Raw genomic sequence first — 21,944 nt, 5'->3', positions numbered from 1 at the left:
TGCCAAGAAGCGGTGGCAGTTTCTTCCCGGCTGAACTACGCCTCTGCCACGTTTTCGATTTGACGAGGCCCAGATGATGAATCCTTTGACCGCCGACGAGCGCAAGACGCTGGAAATGACCGTGTTGATGACGCCGGATCTGGCGAATTTTTCCGGCAAGGTGCATGGCGGTGCGCTGTTGAACTGGCTTGACCGCGTCGCTTTCTCGCTCGCCTCGCGCTATTCGGGGCGCTATGCGGTGACGATTTCCGTTGACCAGGTGATCTTCAAGGAACCCATTCATGTGGGCGAGCTGGTGCGGTTTCGCGCCAGCGTGAACCACACCGGGCGGTCGTCGATGGAGATCGGCATCCGGGTCGAGGCGGAAAACATCCGCGAAGGCACGCGGCGGCACACCAACAGCTGCTATTTCACCATGGTCGCGGTGGATGAGACCGGCAAGACCGTGCCGGTGCCGATGCTGGAGCCCGCGAACGAGACCGAGATGCTGCGCTGGAAGGCGGCCGAGCTGCGCAAGGCGCTGCGGCGCGAGCACGAGGCGCAGATGGAGGCCGCGGCGCTGGGCAAGTCGGAGTGAGCGGCGCCCCTTTTGACGTTGAGTGGCGGCAGGCGCTTTGCTAGCCTGCCGCAACGGAACCGGGAGACCTGCATGTATCGCCGCACCTTTCTGACGAGTCTGGCCGCGCTGGGCGTGGCTGCAAAGCCGCTGTTCGCGCAGGCCGCCCCCGCAGCTCCGGCCGCCGCAGCCGCCCCTGCTGCTCCGGCTCCGGCGGCAGCGCCCGCCAAAACCTGGCCGATCGCGCCGCAATTCTACCCGACCGAGGTGGATGTGAAGCCCGGGCTGGCGGTGGGCTCGATCATCGTCGTCTCGGACAAGTTCTTCCTTTACCACATCATCGCGCCGGGCAAGGCGATGCGCTATGGCGTCGCCGTCGGCCGCGCGGAGCTGCAGTTCCGTGGTCAGGCCACGGTGGCGCGCAAGGTCGAATGGCCGAGCTGGAAACCCACCCCCGAGATGGTGAAGCGCAGCCCCAGCCATTACGCGAAATATGCCGAAACCGGCATGCCGGGCGGCCCCGGCAACCCGCTGGGCGCCCGCGCCATGTATCTTTACCAGAACGGCCATGATACCGGCATCCGCATCCATGGCACGGTCGAGCCCGCCTCGATCGGCCATGCCGTCTCGAACGGCTGCCTGCGCATGGTGAACGATCATGTGATGGCCCTTTACAAGGTGGTCGAGCTGGGCACGCCGGTCACGGTCTACTGATGCGCCTGACCTCCGTCGCCGAGGCGGCGGCGCTCGATTTCGACACGATCATCGACGTGCGCTCGCCCGCGGAATATGCGCTCGACCATCTGCCCGGGGCGATCAACCTGCCTGCGCTGTCAAACGACGAACGCGCCCGGGTCGGCACGATCTACAAGCAGGTCTCGCCCTTTGACGCGCGCAAGATCGGCGCGGCGCTGGTGGCGAAGAATGTCGCCGCGCATCTGGAAGGCCCTTTGGCGGCGAAGACCGGGGGCTGGCGGCCCTTGGTCTATTGCTGGCGCGGCGGGCAGCGCTCGGGGTCGTTTGCGACGATCCTGCGCGCGGTGGGCTGGCGCACCGATCTTGTCGAGGGCGGCTATAAAAGCTGGCGGCGGCTGGTGCTGGAGACGCTCGACCAGCCGATCCGGGCGCCGGTTGTCGTGCTGGACGGCAACACCGGCTCGGCCAAGACCGAGGTGCTGCTCGCGGCGGCGGCGCAGGGCGCGCAGGTGATCGACCTTGAAGGGCTGGCCAATCATCGCGGCTCGATCTTTGGCGCGCGGCCGGGCGGGCAACCGGCGCAGACCGGCTTCGAGGGCAAGCTGGCGCTGGCGCTGGCACAGCTCGATCCGGCGCGGCCGGTGCTGATCGAGGCCGAAAGCGCGAAGGTGGGGCAGCTGCAACTGCCGAAAACCCTGTGGGCGGCGCTGCGCACGGCGCCGCGGCTGCGGTTGGTGGCGCCCCTGCCCGCGCGCGCGGCCTATCTGGCGCGGGCCTATGCCGATATCGTGGCCGATCCCCTGCGGCTGACCCGGCTGATCGACCAGCTGCGCCCCTATCACGCCGCCGAGGTGATCCACCGCTGGCACGGGCTGGCCAGGGCGCAGGCCTTCGAGGCGCTGGCGGCCGAGCTGATGCAGCGCCATTACGATCCGCGCTACGACAAGCACCGCGCGCGGCAGGATCACCGGGTGATCGAGATCGCCACCGCCAGCCTTGCCCCCGAGGCGCTGACCGCGCTGGCGGCAGAGGTCACGGCCGCGGCGGGGCGGTTGGCGGTCTGAAACACTTTTTCCCGATTTCGCCCTTGACGCCCCCCGCGCCATCCCTTAGTGACGCCGCCAGTGGCTAGGTAGCTCAGCAGGTTAGAGCACGTGACTCATAATCACGGGGTCGGGGGTTCGAGTCCCCCCCTCGCCACCAACAAAATCAAACATAAAATCAAGCATATGGCCAGGCACAGCTAAAGCTGTTTGCTGAGCCGTTTATACGGCCAGCATTTTTGGCCCGCGTGTCGATCTTTGCAATCGCCGATTCTCCGGGCCTGCGATCCCGCCGCGGATCGTGCGTCTCAAGGATCGGCGAAGAGCTGCCCGGCGCAACCGATCACCCGGGCTGAAACAGCCTGCCGTTGTGCGGACCTTGCCCTCCGCTGCGCCCCTCAGGTGCAGGTCGTGGCCGAAGCCGCCCCGTGCCGCGCTGCCGCGTCGGGCGGCACCCGGACAAGCCCCCCGGTCAGAACAGCACGATATCCGCGCCCGCCGCGCGGGCCGGCGGAGCCGCGGTCTGCCGGGCGTCCTGCTGTCCGATCCGGACCAGCCAGGCGTCATGGACGGTTCGCTCGGCCTCGATCGAGAGCCGCGCGCGGATATCGGCCAGAAGCGCGCTTTCGCCGGAACTCAGGCACAGCGGCTGGCTTGGCGGCCCTTGCGGCGCCGTGGCTTGCAGCTGCGCACCCATCCGGCCGATCTCGTCGCGATGATCCGACATCGCCCGCAGCCCGTCGGTCAGGTTTTCCGCCAGCAGCCGGTTGTTGTCCGAAATCGCCGTCTGCGCGGCGGCAAGCGACCGGCGCAGCGCCGCCAGCCCGGAGGCGACTTTCGTTTCCAGCTCGTCGCGAATGGCCTGCATATCCGTCGACTGGCGGTCGAACAGATCCGCGATCTGCGCCGAGGACGACCGGATCTGCCCGAGATTGGCGGTCAGATCGCGCACACGGCCACTGCTTTGCTCGACCAGCTCGCGCAGCTGATGCGCGATCACCTTCAGCGGCAGCCCGTCCAGACCCAGCCCGGCACAGGCGATCACCGCATTGATGCCGATCAGATTGATGCGCATTTCGATCGCCCCGATCTCGTGGACGATGTCCTGCACCCTGTCGACCGAGCCTGACAGCGCCCGCGCCTCCTCGCCCAGCGCCCGTTGCAGCCCGGCCCCCTCGGCAAGGATGGTGCCGATCCGGGCATAGGCGGCCAGCAGATCCGTAAGCCCGGAGCGCCCGGGCAGGAACAGGTCTTCCACCTCGTGCAGGAACCCCTGCGTCCGGGCATTGGCGGCGGCAAGCTGACGTTCCATCTGCTGCAGATGCGGCATGTGCCGCGCGATCGCCGCGGCGGCCTGTTCCCCGGCCAGATCCGCAAGGGCCAGCCGCAGCCCCTCGCCCACCCGGGGATCTTCGGCGGCCTCGAAGACGATCTCGACATGTTCGAGGCCCTGGCGCATCGCATCCCCCGACTGCAGCGCCACAAGCGCTTTCGACACCGCATCGCGGATCGCCTGCGCGTTCTGGCCCAGCTTGCCGCCGCGCGTCATCAGCGCGGACATATGCGTATCCAGCCGGGCGATGCCGGACAGGATGTCCTGCGCCGCCGTCGTCGCATGTTCGGCAAAAAGCCCGCCAAGCCCCGAAGACCGCTCCTGCGCCGAGGCGACCATGTGCGAGAGCGCCGCCAGCGCCTCGTCGACCTCGGCAACCCGCAGCGTCGCAGTGCGCACCAGCTCCGGCGCGTCGCGCGAAAACACCGCCATCGAGCCCGTCGTCTCGGCGATCTGCGCCACGGCGACCCGGGCATTCAGCGCCACGATCGTCATCGTCCGGATCACCCCCGACAGACGCGCGGCAACGCCCTGCATCGCCCGGACATCCCGGCAGATCTGCTCCAGCGGCAGGCGGCTGCGTTCGAAATTGGCCAGCAGCCCGCGCAGCGCCGCCTCGTTTTGACGGATCGTCTCGGTCAGCTCCGTCGCCCCGTCAGAGGAGGCGAAGGCCGCAATGTCCCGGATCGGATGTTCCAGCGCATCGAAACAGGCACAGACCGAGGTCAGCGCCATGCCCGCGCGCAGGAACTTCCGCTCGGTCTCGACACGAACCCCGCGCACGACTTCGGCGCAGGCCAGAGCCTGACTGCGGGGGGGATGAAAGCCCGTGACCATGGTCTTCCCTTGCCTGACGGAACTGCGAAACCGGGTTCAGGCGCTCGGCAGGATCTGCCGCACGACGCCCAAAAGCGCCTCGGGCTCGACCGGCTTGACGATCCAGCCGGTGGCGCCTGCGGCCTTCGCCTCGTCCTTGCGCGATTGCGCGGATTCGGTGGTCAGCATCAGGATCGGCATGAACCGGCCCGCCGGAGACTTGCGCACTTCGCGGATCAGATCGAGCCCGTTCATCCCGCCCATATGCAGATCGGTGATCATCAGATTGGGCCGGTTCCCCGCCGCCAGCCCCTGCAGGGCGGCCTCGCCGCTCGAAGCCTTGAGCACGCCATAACCGGCGCGGGTCAGGGTGGTTTCCATGCTCATCAGCATGGTCGGGCTGTCATCGACAAGCAGGATGGTCTTCATGTTTTCCTCGTTTTGTTTTTGTCAGACATCTTTTCGATCGGGGCGGCGGTCGGGGCCGCGACCGGGCCTGCCTGCGGCAGATCCGCAAGGCAGGCGGCCATAAACGCCTCCGGCGGCGGACGGATCAGCCGCGGCCGCGCCGCCAGAAGACATTGCAGCACCGCGCTGTGGATCGGCCCTGCCGCGCCAAGATCGACCTGCGCCGCCTCGGTGGCACTCAGCCAAAGCGCGAAATCCAGCGCCTCCTCGACGGTTGCAGCGCCCTCGAAGCGCGCCTGCGCCGCGTCATAAATGATCGGCATCACAGGAACTCCTTGACATTGAGCACCAAAAGCACCCGGCCATCGCCCAGCACGGCGGTTCCCGCATAGCCCGGAACGCCGTTCAGGATGCCGGCCATCGGCTTCATGATCACATCCATGCCCGCCACGAATTCATCGACCACAAGGCCGATCGGGGCGCCGTCGATCCGCACCACCAGCACCGCCTCTTCCGGGGCGGGCCGCGCGGGCAGCAGGAAGCGCTCGCGCAGCCGCACGATCGGCACCAGCGCGCCGCGCAGATGCACCAGCTCGCGCCCCTTCAGATTGCGGATCTCCGCCTGCGGAATGCGCACGGTTTCCGCCGTCAGCGCCATCGGGATGCCGTAAAGCTGGCCGCCGATCCCGACCGCCATCACCTTCGAGATCGCCAGCGTCAGCGGCAATTGCAGATCGACCGTGGTGCCCAGCCCGACGACCGAAGACAGCCGCACCGTGCCCCCCAAAGCCTCGATCGCGTGGCGCACCGCATCCATGCCGACGCCGCGCCCCGACAGGTCCGAGACCGTCTCGGCCGTCGAAAACCCGGGCAGGAAGATCAGATTGACCGCCTCCGCATCCGACAGCCCCGCCGCGGTTTCCGCAGAAATCAAACCCTTGCGCAGTGCCGAGGCGCGGATCTTCGCCGGGTCGATGCCCCGGCCGTCGTCTTCGATCCGCAAGACGACCTTGTCCCCTTCCTGCGCGGCGCGCAGCAAAAGCCGCGCCGCCTCGGGCTTGCCCGCCGCGCGGCGCTCCTCGGCGCTTTCGATGCCGTGATCCAGACTGTTGCGCAGCAGGTGCAGCAGCGGATCGGCCAGCGCCTCGATCACGCCCTTGTCGGCCTCGGTGGTCTCGCCCTCGATCTGCAGATCGACGGTCTTGCCCAGCTTGCGGCTGATGTCGCGCACAAGGCGCGGGAAACGCTTGAACACCACCGCGACCGGCAGCATGCGGATGCCCATGACCGCGGTTTGCAGTTCCTGCGCGATCCGGTCGAGCACGGCGAAACTGGTCTTGATCTCGCGCGCCATCTCGCGATTGCCGAAGTGGTTTTCCGCCCGATCGGCCAGAAAGGGCAAGGCATTCTTCGCCACCACCAGCTCGCCCACCAGATCGACAAGGCCGTCGATCTTCGCCGGTTCGATCCTCAACGCCCGGTCCGCGCCTGACCCGGCCTCGGCCACGGGCGCCCCCGCGACCGGCGCCGCGGCCAATTCCGCCGCCTCCGGCGCCGCGCAGGGCTCTCCCGTCACCGCCGCGCGCAGCCGCCGCAGGGGCAGATCCGATCCCTCCTGCGCGGCGGCCTGCACCGCCAGCCGCAGGGTCTCGGGCGCGACGACAAGACCGGCGCTGCGAAACACCGCCTGGATCGCCGTCGCAATCGCCGCCACCGCCGCATCGGGCGCCTGCGCCAGCTGAAATTGCGTCGCCAGCAGCGCCGCGGAGACCGGATCGAAAGGCCCGTCGAATATCTGCGCCCGGTCGATCCCGATCACCTCGGTCTCCGCCACGACATAGCGCAACAGATGGTCGATCTCGGCGCGCGGCGCGGCGCTGAGCAGCTCGAAACGCAGCTGACAGTGATAGGGGTCGAAGACATCGGGCGCCGCCCAGGCGCCTGAGGGTCCGACGCGGAACCACAGCCGCCCCGGCACCTGCGCCATCAGATAGGCCGGGTCCTCCCCGGAAAAGAAGCAATCGGCCCGCGGGCTGTAGCGGATCAGGGTGAAACGGGTCTCGGGCGCCGCCTCGGCGATCACCGCCGCGATCTGCGCCCGCAGCGGCAGATCGAGCCAGGCGGGCAAGGCATCGGAGGGCGGGGCACCGGGGTCTTGCGGCTGCGCTGCGGTCACGCCTTCCGTCTCCGGGGCCGGATCGGCATGGCCCAGCCAGTCGCGATAGCGCCGCGACCGGATGCGGGCGAAATCGGCCGCGCCCTCGGGCAGCCTGCCCGCGGTGTCGATCGCCTCGACCCAGCCCGAAAGCGTGTCGAAACAGCCCAGCAGGTCATCGACGATTTCGGGATTGAGCCCGACCCGCCCCTCGCGCACCGCGCCCAGAAGATCCTCGGCCGCATGCACCAGCTCGACCAGGATCGGCAGATCGAACATCCCCGCCGTGCCCTTGATCGTATGCACGACGCGAAACAGATCGTTGACCGCCACCGCATCGGCGGGATGGGCTTCAAGCTGCAACAGCGCCTCGGCGGCGGTTTCCACAAGATCGCGCATCTCCGGCACGAAGCCGTCGCGCAACAGGTCAAGATCGGGCTGCTGGCTCATGCGGCCCTCCCGGCAAGGCGGTCGCCTGCGACGCGCGGGCGCGGGGAAAGGCCGCACAGGCGGCGCGCCACCGCGACGTAAAGCGCGGGGTCGATCGGCTTGGTCAGGAAGAAATTCGCCCCGGCGGCGAAGGCCCGGGCCTGCTCGGCCTCGGCCTTCGCGGAACTGACGATCACCGCGGGCACCCCGGCCAGATCCGGCGTGGCACGGGCCGCGCGCAAAAAGCTCAGCCCGTCCATCATCCGCATGTTGATATCGACGAAGAACAGGTCGAACGGCCGTTGCAGCGCCACTTCCATCGCCTCGAGCCCGTTGATCGCCTCGTGCAGTTCGAACCCCTCGGCGGCCAGCAGGCTGTGGCAATAGCGGCGCAGGGTGAAGGCGTCGTCGATCAGAAGCACGCGCGGCGGCGGCGGGGGCAGCGTGGCGATTTTGCCTTGCGGGTTCGACATGGCGGCGCGACCTCAGAGCGACGGGACGGACAAGGGTTTTTGATGCACGAGCGCATCGGGGAACTTGCGCGGGCAGAACAGCGGCGAGATCCGCGACATGCTTTCGGAATGGCCAAGGCAGATGAAACCGCCCGGGCGCAGACAGTCGAAGAACGCCTCGGCGACCTGCCGACGCGAGGTTTCGTCGAAATAGATCAGCAGGTTGCGGCAGAAGATCACGTCGATCTGCCGCAGCCGCGCCATCTGTGCCGGATCGACGACATTGATCAGCGAAAAGTCGATCGACTGGCGCAGCTCGTCGATCACCTGCCATTTGCCGCCCGCGACGGCATGGAAATAGCGGCTGCGCAGGGCTTGCGGCACCCGATGCAGGGCGCGCTCCTCGTAAAGCCCCTCGCGGGCCTTGGCCAGCACCCGGCTGTCGACATCCGAGGCCAGAATCTCGATGTCATAGGCATCGGCCTTCGGCCAGTTTTCCAGAATCGAGATCGCCAGCGAATAGGGTTCCTCGCCCGTCGAACAGGGGATCGACCAGATCCGCAGCCGGTCGCCCGGCGCACGGTCCCGCACCAGCTCGTCCAGCATGTTGCGGACAAGACAGTCGAACTGGTAATCCTCGCGCAGGAAATAGGTCTCGTTCACCGTCATCTCGTTGATCAGGTGCTGCAATTCCTCTTCGCCGGGCTGAAAGCGCACGAGCATGAAATAGTCGCGGAAGCTGCGCGAGCCGGTCAGGCGCATGCGCTCGGCCAGGCGCCGATCGGTGAAGCTGCGCCGCTTCGCATCGAGCCGGATCCCGGTCTTGCGATAGAAGAACTCCTGCAGGGCCTGCATCTCCTCGGAGGTGACGGGCAGCGGGCCGTTGGGCAGCGGGCCATGCGGGCTCATGACCGGGCCGCCGAAAAACCGTCGCCCAGCGTCGGCATCTCCGCCAGCAGGAACTGCACCAGGCCATCGGAGCGAAAGCGCTGCGCCGTGGTGGTCAGGATCTGCGCGGGCAAGGACTGGCCCAGGCCCTGCAACACCTCGATCAGCGTGGCGCAGACATTGGCATCGGTCTCCTCCTGCAGCCGGGCGAACAGGGTCATTTCGATCCCGCCCAGCGGCAGATCCCCCGCCAGCAGCACCCCGAACAGGCGCATCCCGGGGTCGGGATCGCCCAGCATCCCCTCCAGCAGCGCGGCGGCGGGGCCGGGCATCGCCACAAGCGCGGCCAAGGCCAGATTGCGCAGCGCCGCATCCTCGGCGCGCAGCTGCGCGACAAGAACCTCGGCGGCGGCAAGACTGCCCTGCCGGACCAGGGCGCCCGCAAGCGCTTCGCGGACAAAGGGGTCCTGCTCGGTCCGCAGCCGCAGACCCAGCTCGGCCTCCGCGCCGGGGGTCTGCCCCAGCGCCTGCGCCTCGCGCCGCAGCGCCTGCGCCGCGGTTTCGCAGCCAGAAGCCGCCGCGGCATCGCGGCTGCGGTTTTCCGCCCGGACAAGACCCATGCTCAGGCCCCCCTTCTGATCTGGGCGCGGTTCAGCCAGACGCCGATCCGCGCCGGGATGCGCGCCAATGGCAGCACGGTTTCAGCGCCCCCCGCCGCGATCAGCGCGGCCGGCATGCCGAAGACGACCGAGGTTTCCTCGTCCTGCGCGACGGTGCGCCCGCCGGCACGGCGCAGTTTGGTCATTTCGGGCGTGCCGTCATCGCCCATGCCGGTCAGCATCACGCCCACCAGCCGCTCCGCCGGCATATGCGCCAGCGCGGTTTCGACAAGCCGCCCGATCGAGGGATGCCAGGGCCGCCCGTCCGAGGGCACCGAGGTCGCCATCAAATTGCCCGCGCGCCGCATCAGTACGACATCGGCATCGCCCCGGCCGATATAGACCGTGCCCGGGGCAAGCGTCGTCGGGCTGGTGACCTCCTGCACCCGAAGCGCCGCGATCTGGTCAAGCCGCGCCGCAAAGGGGCCGGTGAAGGCCGCGGGCATGTGCTGACAGATCAGGATCGGGGCCGGAAAATCGCCCGGCAGCGCCGAGATGAGCTCTTCCAGCGCCCGCGGCCCGCCGGTCGAGGCGCCAACAAGCACCAGTTTTTCGGGCGTTTGCCCGGGCGCAGATCCGGCTGCGGGCGCGGGCCGTTGCGGCCGGGCAGCCGGAGCCGGGCGGCGCACCGCCCCCGGCCGCAAAAGCCGCGCCCGGGCCGCCGCCGCCACCTTGGCGCAGATTTCCTCCTCGACCCGGTGCAGATCCAGCGAGACCGTGCCATCGGGCTTGTGGACGTAATCGACCGCGCCCAGCTGCAACGCCTCGAAAGTGGCCAGCGCCCCCGCCTCGGTGAGCGAGGACACCATGACCACCGGCGTCGGCCGACGATGCATCAGATGCCCAAGGAAGGTCAGCCCGTCCATCTCGGGCATGTTGATGTCGAGCGTGATCACATCGGGTGCGCAGGCCTCGACCATGTCCAGCGCCTGCGCCCCGTTGCGGGCGGTGCTCACCTGCCATTTGCGCGCCTCCAGCATCTGCGAGAGCCGTTTGCGCATCAGCGCGGAATCGTCGATCACCAGAACCTTGGGCATGGGCTGTCCGATCAGGCCGCGTCAAGCGCGTCGAGTTCGGCCCCGTCCAGCAGGCGATCACTTTCCAAAAGCAGGATCATCCGTTGCCGCTCTGCCAGATTGGCGACACGACGGATCATCTGCGCCTGTTCCAGCGCCAGCTCCGGCGCGTCTTCGATCTGGGCGCGGGCGATCCGCATCACCTCGGAGACGCTGTCGACGATGAAGCCGGTCTGCACGCCGCGGATGGTGAAGACCATCACCCGTTGCCGGTCGTTGCGCTCCTGCACCGGCAGGCCGAAGCGGCTGCGCTGATCGACCAGCGGGATCACCGCGCCACGCAGGTTGATCACCCCCTCGATGAAATCGGGGCTGCGCGGCACCCGAGCGATGGTTTCGGGCAGACGCAGGATTTCCTGAACGGCGGCGATGGCGACGCCGTATTCTTCGTTCATCAGCCGGAACACCACGAATTGTTCCTCGTCGGAACTATCCGACACCGTTTCGCTGCTGTCCATGCTTTGCCCCTGTTCGGTCAGCGCGGCCAGGCTGCCCCGCAGCGCGCCGTCATCGAAGATCTGATCGGCCGAGAGCACCGAAACGATGCGGCGGCCCTCGTCGAGCCGGCACACGGCGGTGATGTCGCGCAGCTGCGCATCGGCGGCCAGCAGCGGCGGCATCGGGTCGATCAGGCTGCGCGGCACCCGCAGCACCTCGCGCACCCGGTCCATCACCAGACCCACCGAAGTCTGTCCGCCGTCCAGCGAGACGACGACGACGCGGTTGTGATCGGCCAAAGGCGCCGGTTCCATGCCGAACAGCGCGCGCATCGACAGCACCGGCAACAGCCGGTCGCGCAGGTTCATCACGCCCAGAACCGCGGCGGCGGCCTTGGGCACCCGGGTGATGCGCTCCGGCACCTGGACGATTTCCTGCACGCAGGTAATTTCCAGCCCGTATTCCTGCCCCGCCACATCAAAGGACACGAGCTGCATCTGATCGTCATGACCGCTTTCGGCGGCGGTCTGCGCAACCGCCTGCATCCGCAGCGCCGTTTCGGGGCCGCGCGCCTCGAAGCTGTCGAATTCGCGCGCGATCATCGCCAGCGCATCCAGCACCATGACCATGCCGCGCTCGCCCTCGGCCTTGATCACGCCCTCCAGCAGATCCGAGCGCACCGTGGTGGTGATCGCCCCGGCCATCTCGATGCGGTCGGCCTCGACGCTGACGACATTGGCCACGTCATCGACGACGATCCCCACCGGCCGGGCGCCGTCCAGAATGACGACGCGGGTCGCATCGTCATGGGCGCGTTCGGCCAGGCCGAAAAGACGCCGCGTGTTGACCACCGGCAGCACCGAGCCGCGCAGATTGGCCAGCCCCTCAAGCGCGGCGGGCGCCAGCGGCAGCTTGACGATGGCCGGAACGCGAATGATTTCGCGCACCGCAGCCAGAGCAACGGCGAAGCTCTCGCCCGCAATCGAAAAGATCACGAATTGCCGCGCGGCCCCGGCAGAGGGAGCGCCCGAGGGCGGTGCCGCTTCGGCATCGGGTTTCACCCCGACATCGGCGGCAGGCTTTTTCGCCTTCGCGGACCGTCCCGGTTTCGGAGCGGCGGCGGGGGGGGCGGCCGGATCGCCGCCCGCATCGATGCTGTCGGTCATGACCTGTCCGCCTCAGAGCCCGGTTTGCAGTTCATCGGCGAGCGAGGCGATCGATTCGACCGCCATCGCCAGCTCCTCCGCGCCCTGCGCCTGCTGCTTGGCCGCCGCCGCCGCACGGGCCGAGTTCTGATTGGCCTGCCCGGCGGCCGCGGCGATCTGGTTGATCCCGGTCTGCACATCGGTGACGCGCGCGATCATCGCCTCAGCCTCGCTGGCGATGGTGCGGTTGCCCTCAAGCACCTGCGCCATATCCGCGGTGACCCGGGCCAGATCGGCGGTCATCGCGCGGTTCTTGTCCACCTCGATCAGCGCAGCAGCCGAGATTTCATCCAGATCGACCCGCACGACGCCGATCTGTTCCTGGATCATCTTGACCATATCCTTGATCCGCGAGGCATTTTCGCTGCTTTCTTCGGCCAGGTTGCGAATGTCGGTCGACACCACCGCAAAGCCCTTGCCGAATTCGCCCGCCCGCGCCGCCTCGATCGAGCCGTTCACCGCCAGCATGTTGGTCTGAATGCCGACGGTGGAAATCGCATCGACGATCTTGTCGATCCGCCCCGAGACCTGCGCCAGCGCGACAACCTGCTCCCGCAGGAGCCCGTTCGCCTCGACCGATTTCTGCACCCCCGAGACCAGCTCGTCCACCGCCGCACGCGATTGCGCCAGCAGATCGGAAATCGCCTCGCCCCGTTCCAGCGCCTGCTCGGCCCGGAGGCGCGAGTTTTCCGCCCCGGCCTGGATCTGCGCCGCCGCCGCCGCCGCCTGGGTCGTCGCCGCGGCCTGGGTATTCGCCCCCGCCGCGATCTGGTCGATCGCCGTCAGGATCTGCGCCGCGGCGCGGTTGATTTCCTCGATCGCCGAAGACAGTTCTTCCGCCGCCGCCGCCACTTCCTCGGCGCTCTTGCGGACATCGGAACTGTTTTTCAGCTCGTCGGCGATTTCCGAGAGCACCGCCGACGAGGCCTCGCTCTCCGAAAGCGCGACGTTTTGCTGATCGAGCGTCGAGAGGATTTCCTCGCAGGCCGCCGCCTGGCTGTTCGAGGAATTGGAGATATCCTCGGCGCCGCGCTGCGCCTCGCCCGCGGCGGCTTCGGATTCGCGTGCCTGCGCGGCGATGTCCCGACCGCCCTCGACGATCGTCGCCATGTCGTCGCGCACCCGCGCCAGCTGCTGATTGACCCCTTCGCCGCGCTCCACCTCGGCGCGGGCGGTGTCGGCCGATTGCTTGATCCCCTCGGCGATCACCTGCACCTCTTCCTGGATCTTGCCGATCAGATCCTGGATGTCGCGGGCGGATTTTTCCGAGGTTTCGGCCAGCGTGCGCACCTGGTCAGCGACGACGGCAAAGCCCTTGCCATGCTCGCCAGCCCGCGCCGCCTCGATCGCGGCATTCAGCGCCAGCAGGTTCGTCTGATCGGCGATCCGCGCCACGGCCTTGACGATCTCGCCGATGGTCGAGGCCTGATTTTCCAGCTCATGCGCGATCTTGACCGAATTTTCCTGACGCGCGGCCGCGCGCGCGATGGCGGCGATGGAATTCACGATCTGCTCGCGCGTGGTGCCGACAAGCTGTTGCAGCGCCTCGGTCTTGTCGACCGAAATCACCGCCGCCTCGCGCGAGGTGACCAGAATCGCCGCAATTTCCCGCACCGCCCGCAGCGAGACCCCGGCCGCGCTCGAAGCCTCTTCGGCCCCGGCGGCGATTTCCTCCATCGCGCGTTTGAGTTCTTCGCTGGCCGAGGTGGCCTCGGCCACGCCGGTCGCCAGTTCGGTGGTCGCCGAGGCGATCTGCTCCGCCGCCGCCTGCTGGCGCGCGAAGGTGCGGGCCTGCCGGCGCTGCGCGTCGACCGGCGCCGCGCCGCGGGCCTTGGGCGCGGGCTCGTCTTTGGGGGCGGCCGCCTTGGGAGCTGCCTGAGCGGAAATCTGGGTGCGTTTGACCAGTGCCATGAAATCTGCCTTCGGATACCGGATTGCCCGGATGTTGACGTGGGTAGACGGAGGCAAAGGGTCGCCCTCGGGGTCTACGGCAAAGGCCGAAGGCGCAAACGATCCGAAGGAGGCGTGTCGGCCTCTGGGGAGAAGGTGATAGGGGATTCGTGTTAACAGACCGTTCGCAGGATCGATTCGGGCGTCGCGTCCGGACAATGTGCCGCGCCTGCAGAAAAATCCTTTGTCAACAAGGCCTGCCGCGCGACTCCCCCGCAAGGGGCCGGGGATCGAATCGCCCCCCGCCAGCAACTTCCCCGATCGTCGCGATGATACCTGGCGGCAGCCCTCGCGGGTCTTGCAGCGCGGCGAAAAGCGCCCGGCCCGGCCTCCGGGCGGTCTCGGTCAGCCGCGGCTGCAACCCGGAGAGACGGCGCGAAAATGCGACGGGGGGCCGAAGCCCCCCGCGATAGATCCTTGTGCCCGAGGTGCAGGTCCGATCAGACCTTCAGCGCCGGGATGATCTGTTTCTTGCGGCTCATGATGCCCGGCAGAACCACGGTGTCGCCGGTCACGGTGCAGGGGAAGCTGGCCTCGGCGATGCGCTTGACGAAATCGTTCGGCACCAGCAGCGTCGCCTCTTCCTTCAGGATGTCGACGACGAACAAAAGCACCTGATCGGCGCCGTCTTCTTTCGCCACATCGACCATCGCGGCCATCAGGCTGTCCTTGCGGTCGAGGATCAGCTTCGGCGCGGTGGTTTCCAGCACCGAGACGCGCAGCTCCTTGCCGTCGACGGTGTATTCTTTCGAATCCATGCGCAGCAGCTCCGCATCCGAGAACTCCGACACGTCGGATTTCGCCTCGAACATCGCGGTGGCCAGCTCGCCGATATCGACGCCCAGATCGGCGGCCAGCTTCTCACAAACTTCCTTGTCATGCGCGGTGGTGGTGGGGCTGCGGAACTCGAGCGTGTCCGACAGGATGCACGAGAGCATCGCGCCCTTGATGCCACGCGGCGCCTTGGCCACCGCCTCGCCCATCAGGTCGAACATGATCGTGGCGGTGCAAGCCAGCGGACGGATGGTGATGTCGATCGGCCCCTTGGTTTCCAGACCGCCGACCAGCTTGTGGTGGTCGATGATGGCGGTGATATCGGCCTTGTTGATGCCCTCGGGCAGCTCGGCCGGGTTGTTGGTGTCGACGATGACCACCTTTTCACCGGCTTCGACGCCCGCGATGATCTCGGGTTTCGGCAGATCCCAGTGCTTCAGCACGAAAGCGGCTTCGGTGTTGGGCTCGCCCAACAGCACCGGTTTCGCGGGCTGGCCCAGCACCTCGGTCATGTACCAGGCCCAGATGATCGGCGAGCCGGTCGAGTCGGTGTCGGGGGATTTGTGGCCGAAAACCTTGGTGGTCATGCGTTCCTCGGATGTTGAAGGGGGATTTGGGCGCCTTATAGGGCCTTGCCCCCCGCTTGTCACCTCTTGCCCCGCCCTTTCGCGCCCGCAGCATCGCGGGTGCAATGACGGGCCCGAAAATTTTTCCGACCCCGGGTGTTGACAGGCCGGGGGGGCGATGACTAACTCCCCTGCCGTTAGCACTCGCCACCCGTGAGTGCTGAAAGCATGAACCTGGAACCTTAGGGAGTGACCCAGATGGCATTCAAACCGCTGCATGACCGCGTGCTGGTCAAACGCGTTCAAAGCGAAGAAAAAACCAAGGGCGGCCTGATCATCCCCGATACGGCGAAGGAAAAACCGGCCGAGGGCGAAGTTGTCGCCGTGGGCGCGGGTGCGCGCAAGGATTCGGGCGAGCTGATCGCCCCCGCCGTCGCCGTGGGCGACCGCATCCTGTTCGGCAAATGGTCGGGCACGGAAGTGACGCTTGATGGCGTCGAAATGCTGATCATGAAAGAATCGGACATCATGGGGATCATCTCGTAATCGACGAGAAGACCCTGATCCCCAACGATATTTGAAGGAGCCGAAAGAATGGCAGCCAAAGAAGTCAAATTCTCGACCGACGCCCGCGACCGGATGCTGCGCGGCGTCAACATCCTCGCTGATGCGGTCAAGGTGACGCTCGGCCCGAAAGGCCGCAACGTGGTGATCGAAAAATCCTTCGGTGCGCCGCGCATCACCAAGGACGGTGTCTCGGTCGCCAAGGAAATCGAACTGGCCGACAAGTTCGAAAACATGGGCGCGCAGATGGTGAAGGAAGTCGCTTCCCGCACCAATGACGAAGCCGGGGACGGCACCACCACCGCGACCGTTCTGGCGCAAGCCATTGTCCGCGAAGGCATGAAAGCCGTCGCCGCGGGCATGAACCCGATGGATCTCAAGCGCGGCATCGACCTGGCCACCGCCCGCGTCGTCGACGCGATCAAGACCGCCGCCCGCCCGGTGAAAGACAGCGACGAAGTCGCGCAAGTCGGCACCATCTCGGCCAACGGCGAAGCCCAGATCGGCCGCTTCATCGCTGACGCGATGCAGAAAGTTGGCAACGAGGGTGTGATCACCGTCGAAGAAAACAAGGGCATGGACACCGAAGTCGAAGTCGTCGAAGGGATGCAATTCGACCGCGGCTACCTCTCGCCCTATTTCGTCACCAACCCCGACAAGATGATCGCGGATCTGGAAGACGCCTACATCCTGCTGCACGAGAAGAAACTTTCGTCGCTGCAGCCGATGGTGCCGCTGCTGGAAGCCGTGATCCAGTCGACCCGTCCGCTGATCATCGTTGCGGAAGATGTCGAAGGCGAAGCGCTGGCGACCCTTGTCGTCAACAAGCTGCGTGGCGGGCTGAAGATCGCCGCCGTCAAGGCGCCGGGCTTCGGTGATCGTCGCAAGGCGATGCTGCAGGACATCGCGATCCTGACCGGCGGTCAGGTGATCTCGGACGACCTCGGCATGAAGCTGGAAAACGTCACGCTCGACATGCTCGGCCGTGCGAAGAAGGTCACGATCTCGAAAGAGAACACCACCATCGTCGACGGTCATGGCGACAAGGCGGAAATCAACGCCCGCGTGGCGCAGATCCGCACCCAGATCGAGGAAACCACCTCGGACTACGACCGTGAGAAGCTGCAAGAGCGCGTGGCCAAACTGGCCGGTGGCGTTGCGGTGATCCGCGTCGGCGGCATGACCGAAGTCGAAGTGAAAGAGCGCAAGGACCGCGTTGATGACGCGCTGAACGCGACCCGTGCGGCCGTTCAGGAAGGCATCATCGTCGGCGGTGGCGTGGCTCTGGTTCAGGCTGCGAAGAAGCTGGCCGACCTGACCGGCGCGAACTCGGATCAGGATGCGGGCATCTCGATCGTGCGTCGCGCGCTGGAAGCGCCGCTGCGTCAGATCGCCGAAAACGCGGGCGTCGATGGCGCCGTCGTGGCGGGGAAGGTGCGGGAATCGACCGATGCGGCCTTCGGCTTCAACGCCCAGACCGAAGAATATGGCGACATGTTCGGCTTCGGCGTCATCGACCCGGCCAAGGTCACCCGCACCGCGCTGGAAGATGCGGCCTCGATCGCCGGTCTGCTGATCACCACCGAATGCATGATCGCCGAGAAGCCCGAGCCGAAAGCGGCCCCGGCCGGCGGCATGGGCGGCATGGGCGGCATGGACATGATGTAATCTTCCCCAAAGGGAAGATCGAAGGGCGCCCGCAAGGGCGCCCTTTTTCGTTGCGGATCAAGCGGTTATTGCTGCATGCCCTTGATGTATTCCATCAGCCGCACCAGCCGCGCCGGGGTCGGCGTTGCGATGCCGTCGCCACTGTCATAAAGCACCACAGGGCCGTCCAGCATCGGCTCAAACGACGGCATATCGCCCGCCAGCGCCCCGATCATCTCGCCATGCTCGCGGTGGCCGACGATCTTCGACATCACCCGCGCCTCGGGGAAATTGCCGTCATTCATCATCGTCAGATCGGCCAGCGAGACCGGGTGCAGCTTCAGCTCCTGCGCGATCGGGCCGGGATCGCCGCCGGTGCCATGGCAGCCCGCGCAGTAATCGGCATAATCCCTTGCGGGCGAGGGCGCGGTCAGATCAACCGCCCCCATGCAGGCCGCCAGCCCCATCGCCCCGCCAAAGCACATCAGAATCGCACGCATCGCAAACCTCCATTTGCGCCCAGCAAAGCACGCGGCCAGACCGCCCGCCCTGATGCAGCGCAAATGGCGGGCCTCAATGCGCCTCGGCCCAGCTCGCCCCCTGCCCCGCATCGACGACGAGCGGCACCGAAAGCCGCACCGCCGGATCGGCCGCCCCTTCCATCACCGCCCGCGCCGTGGCGATCAGCGGATCGACGGCGCTTTCCGCCACCTCGAAGATCAATTCGTCATGCACCTGCAGCAGCATCTTCGCGGGCAGATGCGCGATGGCGGCGGGCATGCGGATCATCGCGCGGCGGATGATGTCGGCCGCCGCCCCCTGAATCGGCGCGTTGATCGCGGCGCGTTTGGCAAAGCCTGCGCCCGGCCCCTTGGCGTTGATTTCCGGCGTGTGGATCTTGCGGCCGAAAAGCGTTTGCACGAAGCCGTTCGCCTTGGCGAAGGCCACCGTCTCGTCCATATAGGCGCGAATGCCCGGGAAACGCTCGAAATAACGGTCGATGAAGCCCTGCGCCTCGGCCCGGGGAATGCGCAGGTTGCGCGCCAGACCGAAACCGGAGATGCCGTAGATCACGCCGAAGTTGATCGCCTTGGCGCGGCGGCGCACCATCGGGTCCATCCCCTCGACCGGCACGCCGAACATTTCAGACGCCGTCATCGCGTGAATGTCGATGCCCTTGGCGAAAGCCGCCTTCATCTCGGGCAGGTTCGCGACATGGGCAAGGATGCGGAGTTCGATCTGGCTGTAGTCGAGCGAGACGATCCGATGCCCCGGCGTGGCCACGAAAGCCTCGCGGATACGGCGGCCCTCGTCGGAGCGCACGGGGATGTTTTGCAGGTTCGGATCGGTCGAGGCCAGCCGCCCGGTGTTCGCCCCCGCGATGGAATAAGAGGTATGCACCCGGCCGGTGTCGGGGTTCACATGCGTCTGCAGCGCATCCGTATAGGTCGATTTCAGCTTGGCGATCTGGCGCCAGTCGAGCACCTTCGCCGCCAGCTCCGCCGCCTGCTTGTGATCCGCCATCGTGGTGATGTCTTCGAGCACATCGGCCCCGGTCGCATAGGCCCCGGTCTTGCCCTTTTCGCCGCCCGGCACGCCCAGCTTGTCAAACAGGATCTCGCCCAGCTGCTTGGGGCTGCCGACGTTGAAGGGCTGCCCGGCAAGGGCTTGAATTTCCTCCTCAAGCCCCGCCATGCGCTGCGCGAAGACATTCGACATCCGGGCAAGCACGGTGGGATCGACCTTGACCCCCGCCATCTCCATTTCCGCCAGAACCGGGACCAGCGGCCGTTCGAGCGTCTCGTAAACCGTCGTCACCTGTGCCCGGTGCAGCTGCGGTTTGAAGGCAGCCCAAAGCCGGTAGGTGATCTCGGCATCCTCGGCGGCGTAAGCCGTGGCCTTGTCGAGCGGCACCTTGTCAAAGGTGATCTGCGCCTTGCCGGTGCCGATCAGCTCCTTGATCGGAATGGGGCGGTGGTGCAGATATTCCTCGGAAAGCGCGTCCATGCCATGCCCGTGCAGGCCGGAAAACATCGCATAGGACATCAGCATCGTGTCGTCGAACGGCGCCACGCGGATGCCGCGCCGGGCAAAGATCTTCCAGTCGTATTTCATGTTCTGGCCGATCTTCAGGATGCTTTCATCCTCCAGCACCGGCTTCAGGATCGCCAGCGCCGCGTCCATCGGCATCTGCCCCGCCGCAAGCGCGGTGGAGCCGAAAAGATCATCGCCCCCCGTCGTGTGCCCCAGCGGAATGTAGCAGGCCCGCCCCGGCCCGGTGCAAAGCGAGACACCGACCAGATCAGCCTGCATCTCGTCGAGCGAGGTGGTCTCGGTATCGACCGCCAGCACGCCGGTTGCCTGCGCCTCGGCCAGAAAGTCCCGCAGCGCCGCGGGATCGGTGAGGCAGAGATAGCGCGCAGGGTCGATCGGCGCGACCGCCTCGGCCTGCGGTGCCAGGCGGGCCTGCGGCGCCGCCCCCTCGGCCCAGCGCGCGGCAGCGTCGGCCTTTGCGGGCGCCCCCACCGGCAGCTCGCGGCCGAATTTCTCGGCCACGCGCTTGGTCAGATTGCGGAATTCCATTGCCTCAAGGAAAGCGATCAGCGCCTCGGGTTCGGGCTCCTTCACCTCGAGCGCCTCCAGCCCGAAGTCGAGCGGCACGTGATCTTCGAGCGTCACCAACCGCTTCGAGACCCGGATCTGATCGGCAAAATTCACCAGCGTCTCGCGCCGCTTCGGCTGCTTGATCTCGCCCGCGCGGGCGAGCAGCGTTTCCAGATCGCCATATTCGCCAATCAGTTGCGCGGCGGTCTTGATGCCAATGCCCGGCGCGCCGGGCACGTTGTCGACGGAATCGCCCGCCAAGGCCTGCACGTCGATCACCCGATCCGGGCGCACGCCGAATTTCGCCTCGACCTCCTCGGGGCCGATGACAAGGTTCTTCATCGCATCAAGCATCACCACGCCATCGCCCACCAGCTGCATCAGATCCTTGTCCGAGGAAATGATGGTGACGCGCCCGCCCGCCTCGCGCGCCTGCCGGGCGAGCGTCGCGATGATGTCATCGGCCTCATAGCCCTCGATTTCCAGACAGGCGAGATTGAAGGCGCGGGTGGCCTCGCGCGTCAGGGGGAATTGCGGGCGCAGATCCTCGGGCGCGGGGGGGCGGTTTTCCTTGTAGGCGGGATAGATCTCGTTGCGGAAGGTCTTGGAACTGTAGTCGAAAATCACCGCCGCATGGGTGGGCGCATCGGCGCCCCGCGCGTCTTCGATGTAGCGGAAGATCATGTTGGTGAAGCCCGCCACGGCGCCCACGGGCAGGCCGTCGGATTTGCGCGTCAAGGGCGGCAGCGCGTGATAGGCGCGAAAGATGAAGGCCGAGCCGTCGATCAGATGCAGATGGCAGCCTTTTCCGAAACTCATATGCGCCTCCTCTTTTGCTTCCTTGTGCCACAGCCCCCCGCAAACGAAAAGGCGGCCGGGACGCGGCCGCCTTCTGCGCGCGGGGGCGCGGGCTCAGTGCTCTTCGACGGCGTTGGCGCGGTCGATGATGAATTTCTTGCCGCAATAGGGGCAGCAGATCTCGCCGCTCTCGCGCGGGATCGTCAGCCAGACCTTCGGATGGCCCAGCGCGCCTTCGCCGCCGTCGCAGGCGCCTTTCCAATGGGTGACGACCTTGAGTTCGGGGGCGTTCGACATGGCTGGCTCCTGAGCGCGGCAAATGGGTCAGGCGGAGTTATGCGAAATAACGCCGCAGCGCGCAAGCTTTCCAAACCTGGCACCCGGTCGGGCTGCCGGGGGCTTTGCCCCCGGACCCCCAGCGTATTTGCACCAAGAAAAAACGCAGCGGGCTTTTTCTTGGCCCAAATACGCCCTGTCTCGGGAGCGACTGGGAGAAAGATCAGTCGGTGACGATCATCGGGCCGATGCAGCGCCCGGCGAGGATGTGCAGGTGGAAATGCGGCACTTCCTGCACGCCGTTCTCGCCCGCATTGGTGATGGCGCGAAAGCCCTTGCCCGCGCCATGCGCCTCGGCGCTGATCAGGCTCACCACCTTGGCGACGGTGCGGGTGAAATCGACGATCTCGGCCTCTGACGCCTCGGCGCAGAAGTGATCGTAGGTGACATAGGGTCCCTTCGGGATCACCAGCACATGATCGGGGGCTTTCGGCGCGATATCGCGGAATGCCAGCGTGTGTTCGGTTTCCCAGACCGTGCGGTTGGGGATCTCGCCGCGCAGGATGCGGGCGAAGACGTTCGTGGTGTCATAGACATAGGCCAAGGGCGTT

Annotated in this window: 20 protein-coding genes and 1 tRNA gene; 6 read left to right on the top strand and 15 right to left on the bottom strand. The window is 66.8% G+C overall.

All coding sequences use genetic code 11. The annotated features are described in order from the left end of the window. Positions 1 to 76: 76 nt before the first annotated feature. The 4 genes from AC4PTB_RS05605 to AC4PTB_RS05590 all read left to right on the top strand — a co-directional run bounded on the left by AC4PTB_RS05605 (position 77) and on the right by AC4PTB_RS05590 (position 2,455). Positions 77 to 577, top strand: a complete 501-nt coding sequence (locus tag AC4PTB_RS05605; RefSeq protein ID WP_492192586.1) for an acyl-CoA thioesterase — start codon at positions 77 to 79, stop codon at positions 575 to 577. 72 nt (positions 578 to 649) lie between these two features. Beyond that, a complete protein-coding gene (locus AC4PTB_RS05600) occupies positions 650 to 1,270 on the top strand; it encodes a L,D-transpeptidase (RefSeq protein ID WP_492192086.1) in 621 nt (206 codons plus the stop codon). After that, positions 1,270 to 2,316: a tRNA 2-selenouridine(34) synthase MnmH gene (mnmH, locus tag AC4PTB_RS05595; RefSeq protein ID WP_492192085.1), complete on the top strand. Its 1,047-nt coding sequence runs from the start codon at positions 1,270 to 1,272 to the stop codon at positions 2,314 to 2,316. Before AC4PTB_RS05600 ends, mnmH begins: the two co-directional genes overlap by 1 nt. Before the next feature lie 62 nt (positions 2,317 to 2,378). After that, positions 2,379 to 2,455: transfer RNA gene (locus AC4PTB_RS05590), tRNA-Met, on the top strand. A gap of 312 nt (positions 2,456 to 2,767) precedes the next feature. Here AC4PTB_RS05590 and AC4PTB_RS05585 read toward each other — a convergent pair. The 11 genes from AC4PTB_RS05585 to AC4PTB_RS05535 form a co-directional block, all read right to left on the bottom strand. Further along, positions 2,768 to 4,465, bottom strand: a complete 1,698-nt coding sequence (locus AC4PTB_RS05585) for a hypothetical protein (RefSeq protein WP_492192084.1) — start codon at positions 4,463 to 4,465, stop codon at positions 2,768 to 2,770. 36 nt (positions 4,466 to 4,501) lie between these two features. Continuing rightward, positions 4,502 to 4,873, bottom strand: a complete 372-nt coding sequence (locus AC4PTB_RS05580) for a response regulator (RefSeq protein WP_492192083.1) — start codon at positions 4,871 to 4,873, stop codon at positions 4,502 to 4,504. Further along, the gene (locus AC4PTB_RS05575; protein WP_492192082.1) at positions 4,870 to 5,175 is read right to left on the bottom strand and encodes a hypothetical protein; all 306 of its coding nucleotides are present in this window, start codon (positions 5,173 to 5,175) and stop codon (positions 4,870 to 4,872) included. Before AC4PTB_RS05575 ends, AC4PTB_RS05580 begins: the two co-directional genes overlap by 4 nt. Then, positions 5,175 to 7,457 (bottom strand): chemotaxis protein CheA, encoded by a 2,283-nt coding sequence (locus AC4PTB_RS05570; protein WP_492192081.1) that lies wholly within the window; start codon positions 7,455 to 7,457, stop codon positions 5,175 to 5,177. The genes AC4PTB_RS05575 and AC4PTB_RS05570 overlap by 1 nt, the downstream gene beginning before the upstream one ends. Then, positions 7,454 to 7,909, bottom strand: a complete 456-nt coding sequence (locus tag AC4PTB_RS05565) for a response regulator (protein WP_492192080.1) — start codon at positions 7,907 to 7,909, stop codon at positions 7,454 to 7,456. The genes AC4PTB_RS05570 and AC4PTB_RS05565 overlap by 4 nt, the downstream gene beginning before the upstream one ends. A gap of 12 nt (positions 7,910 to 7,921) precedes the next feature. After that, entirely contained in the window at positions 7,922 to 8,797 is an 876-nt protein-coding gene (locus AC4PTB_RS05560; protein ID WP_492192079.1) for a CheR family methyltransferase, read from the bottom strand. Then, complete coding sequence (locus AC4PTB_RS05555) at positions 8,794 to 9,396, bottom strand: hypothetical protein (protein ID WP_492192078.1); 603 nt, start codon at positions 9,394 to 9,396, stop codon at positions 8,794 to 8,796. The genes AC4PTB_RS05560 and AC4PTB_RS05555 overlap by 4 nt, the downstream gene beginning before the upstream one ends. Positions 9,397 to 9,398: 2 nt before the next feature. Further along, positions 9,399 to 10,472, bottom strand: coding sequence for a chemotaxis-specific protein-glutamate methyltransferase CheB (gene cheB, locus AC4PTB_RS05550; RefSeq protein WP_492192077.1), 1,074 nt, complete (start codon positions 10,470 to 10,472; stop codon positions 9,399 to 9,401). 11 nt (positions 10,473 to 10,483) lie between these two features. Then, positions 10,484 to 12,115: a chemotaxis protein CheW gene (locus AC4PTB_RS05545; protein WP_492192076.1), complete on the bottom strand. Its 1,632-nt coding sequence runs from the start codon at positions 12,113 to 12,115 to the stop codon at positions 10,484 to 10,486. Between the two features lie 12 nt (positions 12,116 to 12,127). Continuing rightward, entirely contained in the window at positions 12,128 to 14,065 is a 1,938-nt protein-coding gene (locus AC4PTB_RS05540) for a methyl-accepting chemotaxis protein (protein WP_492192075.1), read from the bottom strand. Positions 14,066 to 14,544: 479 nt separating this feature from the next. Beyond that, positions 14,545 to 15,465, bottom strand: coding sequence for a manganese-dependent inorganic pyrophosphatase (locus tag AC4PTB_RS05535; protein ID WP_492192074.1), 921 nt, complete (start codon positions 15,463 to 15,465; stop codon positions 14,545 to 14,547). A 237-nt stretch (positions 15,466 to 15,702) separates the two neighbouring features. Here AC4PTB_RS05535 and AC4PTB_RS05530 point away from each other — a divergent pair, with 237 nt between their 5' ends. Then, a complete protein-coding gene (locus tag AC4PTB_RS05530) occupies positions 15,703 to 15,990 on the top strand; it encodes a co-chaperone GroES (RefSeq protein WP_013068186.1) in 288 nt (95 codons plus the stop codon). Positions 15,991 to 16,038: 48 nt separating this feature from the next. Continuing rightward, positions 16,039 to 17,676, top strand: a complete 1,638-nt coding sequence (gene groL, locus AC4PTB_RS05525; protein ID WP_492192073.1) for a chaperonin GroEL — start codon at positions 16,039 to 16,041, stop codon at positions 17,674 to 17,676. Positions 17,677 to 17,741: 65 nt separating this feature from the next. Here groL and AC4PTB_RS05520 read toward each other — a convergent pair whose 3' ends face one another. The 4 genes from AC4PTB_RS05520 to AC4PTB_RS05505 form a co-directional block, all read right to left on the bottom strand. Next, positions 17,742 to 18,155, bottom strand: a complete 414-nt coding sequence (locus AC4PTB_RS05520) for a cytochrome C (protein ID WP_492192072.1) — start codon at positions 18,153 to 18,155, stop codon at positions 17,742 to 17,744. A gap of 73 nt (positions 18,156 to 18,228) precedes the next feature. Next, entirely contained in the window at positions 18,229 to 21,078 is a 2,850-nt protein-coding gene (gene polA, locus AC4PTB_RS05515; protein ID WP_492192071.1) for a DNA polymerase I, read from the bottom strand. A gap of 93 nt (positions 21,079 to 21,171) precedes the next feature. After that, positions 21,172 to 21,354, bottom strand: coding sequence for a zinc-finger domain-containing protein (locus AC4PTB_RS05510; RefSeq protein WP_492192070.1), 183 nt, complete (start codon positions 21,352 to 21,354; stop codon positions 21,172 to 21,174). 202 nt (positions 21,355 to 21,556) lie between these two features. Further along, complete coding sequence (locus AC4PTB_RS05505; RefSeq protein ID WP_492192069.1) at positions 21,557 to 21,937, bottom strand: HIT domain-containing protein; 381 nt, start codon at positions 21,935 to 21,937, stop codon at positions 21,557 to 21,559. Positions 21,938 to 21,944: the final 7 nt, after the last annotated feature.

The sequence above is a fragment of the Rhodobacter sp. 4.3.4 genome, from assembly GCF_058724655.1.
The sequence above is the reverse complement of the archived record's forward strand: the minus strand, read 5'-3'. Positions and strand labels throughout refer to the sequence as shown.

Excerpts from the sequence above, each read along its gene's own strand:
- AC4PTB_RS05605 (WP_492192586.1), top strand. The coding sequence starts at position 77 with ATGAATCCTTTGACCGCCGACGAGCGCAAGACGCTGGAAATGACCGTG.
- AC4PTB_RS05600 (WP_492192086.1), top strand. The coding sequence starts at position 650 with ATGTATCGCCGCACCTTTCTGACGAGTCTGGCCGCGCTGGGCGTGGCT.
- mnmH (WP_492192085.1), top strand. The coding sequence starts at position 1,270 with ATGCGCCTGACCTCCGTCGCCGAGGCGGCGGCGCTCGATTTCGACACG.
- AC4PTB_RS05585 (WP_492192084.1), bottom strand. The coding sequence starts at position 4,465 with ATGGTCACGGGCTTTCATCCCCCCCGCAGTCAGGCTCTGGCCTGCGCC.
- AC4PTB_RS05580 (WP_492192083.1), bottom strand. The coding sequence starts at position 4,873 with ATGAAGACCATCCTGCTTGTCGATGACAGCCCGACCATGCTGATGAGC.
- AC4PTB_RS05575 (WP_492192082.1), bottom strand. The coding sequence starts at position 5,175 with ATGCCGATCATTTATGACGCGGCGCAGGCGCGCTTCGAGGGCGCTGCA.
- AC4PTB_RS05570 (WP_492192081.1), bottom strand. The coding sequence starts at position 7,457 with ATGAGCCAGCAGCCCGATCTTGACCTGTTGCGCGACGGCTTCGTGCCG.
- AC4PTB_RS05565 (WP_492192080.1), bottom strand. The coding sequence starts at position 7,909 with ATGTCGAACCCGCAAGGCAAAATCGCCACGCTGCCCCCGCCGCCGCCG.
- AC4PTB_RS05560 (WP_492192079.1), bottom strand. The coding sequence starts at position 8,797 with ATGAGCCCGCATGGCCCGCTGCCCAACGGCCCGCTGCCCGTCACCTCC.
- AC4PTB_RS05555 (WP_492192078.1), bottom strand. The coding sequence starts at position 9,396 with ATGGGTCTTGTCCGGGCGGAAAACCGCAGCCGCGATGCCGCGGCGGCT.
- cheB (WP_492192077.1), bottom strand. The coding sequence starts at position 10,472 with ATGCCCAAGGTTCTGGTGATCGACGATTCCGCGCTGATGCGCAAACGG.
- AC4PTB_RS05545 (WP_492192076.1), bottom strand. The coding sequence starts at position 12,115 with ATGACCGACAGCATCGATGCGGGCGGCGATCCGGCCGCCCCCCCCGCC.
- AC4PTB_RS05540 (WP_492192075.1), bottom strand. The coding sequence starts at position 14,065 with ATGGCACTGGTCAAACGCACCCAGATTTCCGCTCAGGCAGCTCCCAAG.
- AC4PTB_RS05535 (WP_492192074.1), bottom strand. The coding sequence starts at position 15,465 with ATGACCACCAAGGTTTTCGGCCACAAATCCCCCGACACCGACTCGACC.
- AC4PTB_RS05530 (WP_013068186.1), top strand. The coding sequence starts at position 15,703 with ATGGCATTCAAACCGCTGCATGACCGCGTGCTGGTCAAACGCGTTCAA.
- groL (WP_492192073.1), top strand. The coding sequence starts at position 16,039 with ATGGCAGCCAAAGAAGTCAAATTCTCGACCGACGCCCGCGACCGGATG.
- AC4PTB_RS05520 (WP_492192072.1), bottom strand. The coding sequence starts at position 18,155 with ATGCGTGCGATTCTGATGTGCTTTGGCGGGGCGATGGGGCTGGCGGCC.
- polA (WP_492192071.1), bottom strand. The coding sequence starts at position 21,078 with ATGAGTTTCGGAAAAGGCTGCCATCTGCATCTGATCGACGGCTCGGCC.
- AC4PTB_RS05510 (WP_492192070.1), bottom strand. The coding sequence starts at position 21,354 with ATGTCGAACGCCCCCGAACTCAAGGTCGTCACCCATTGGAAAGGCGCC.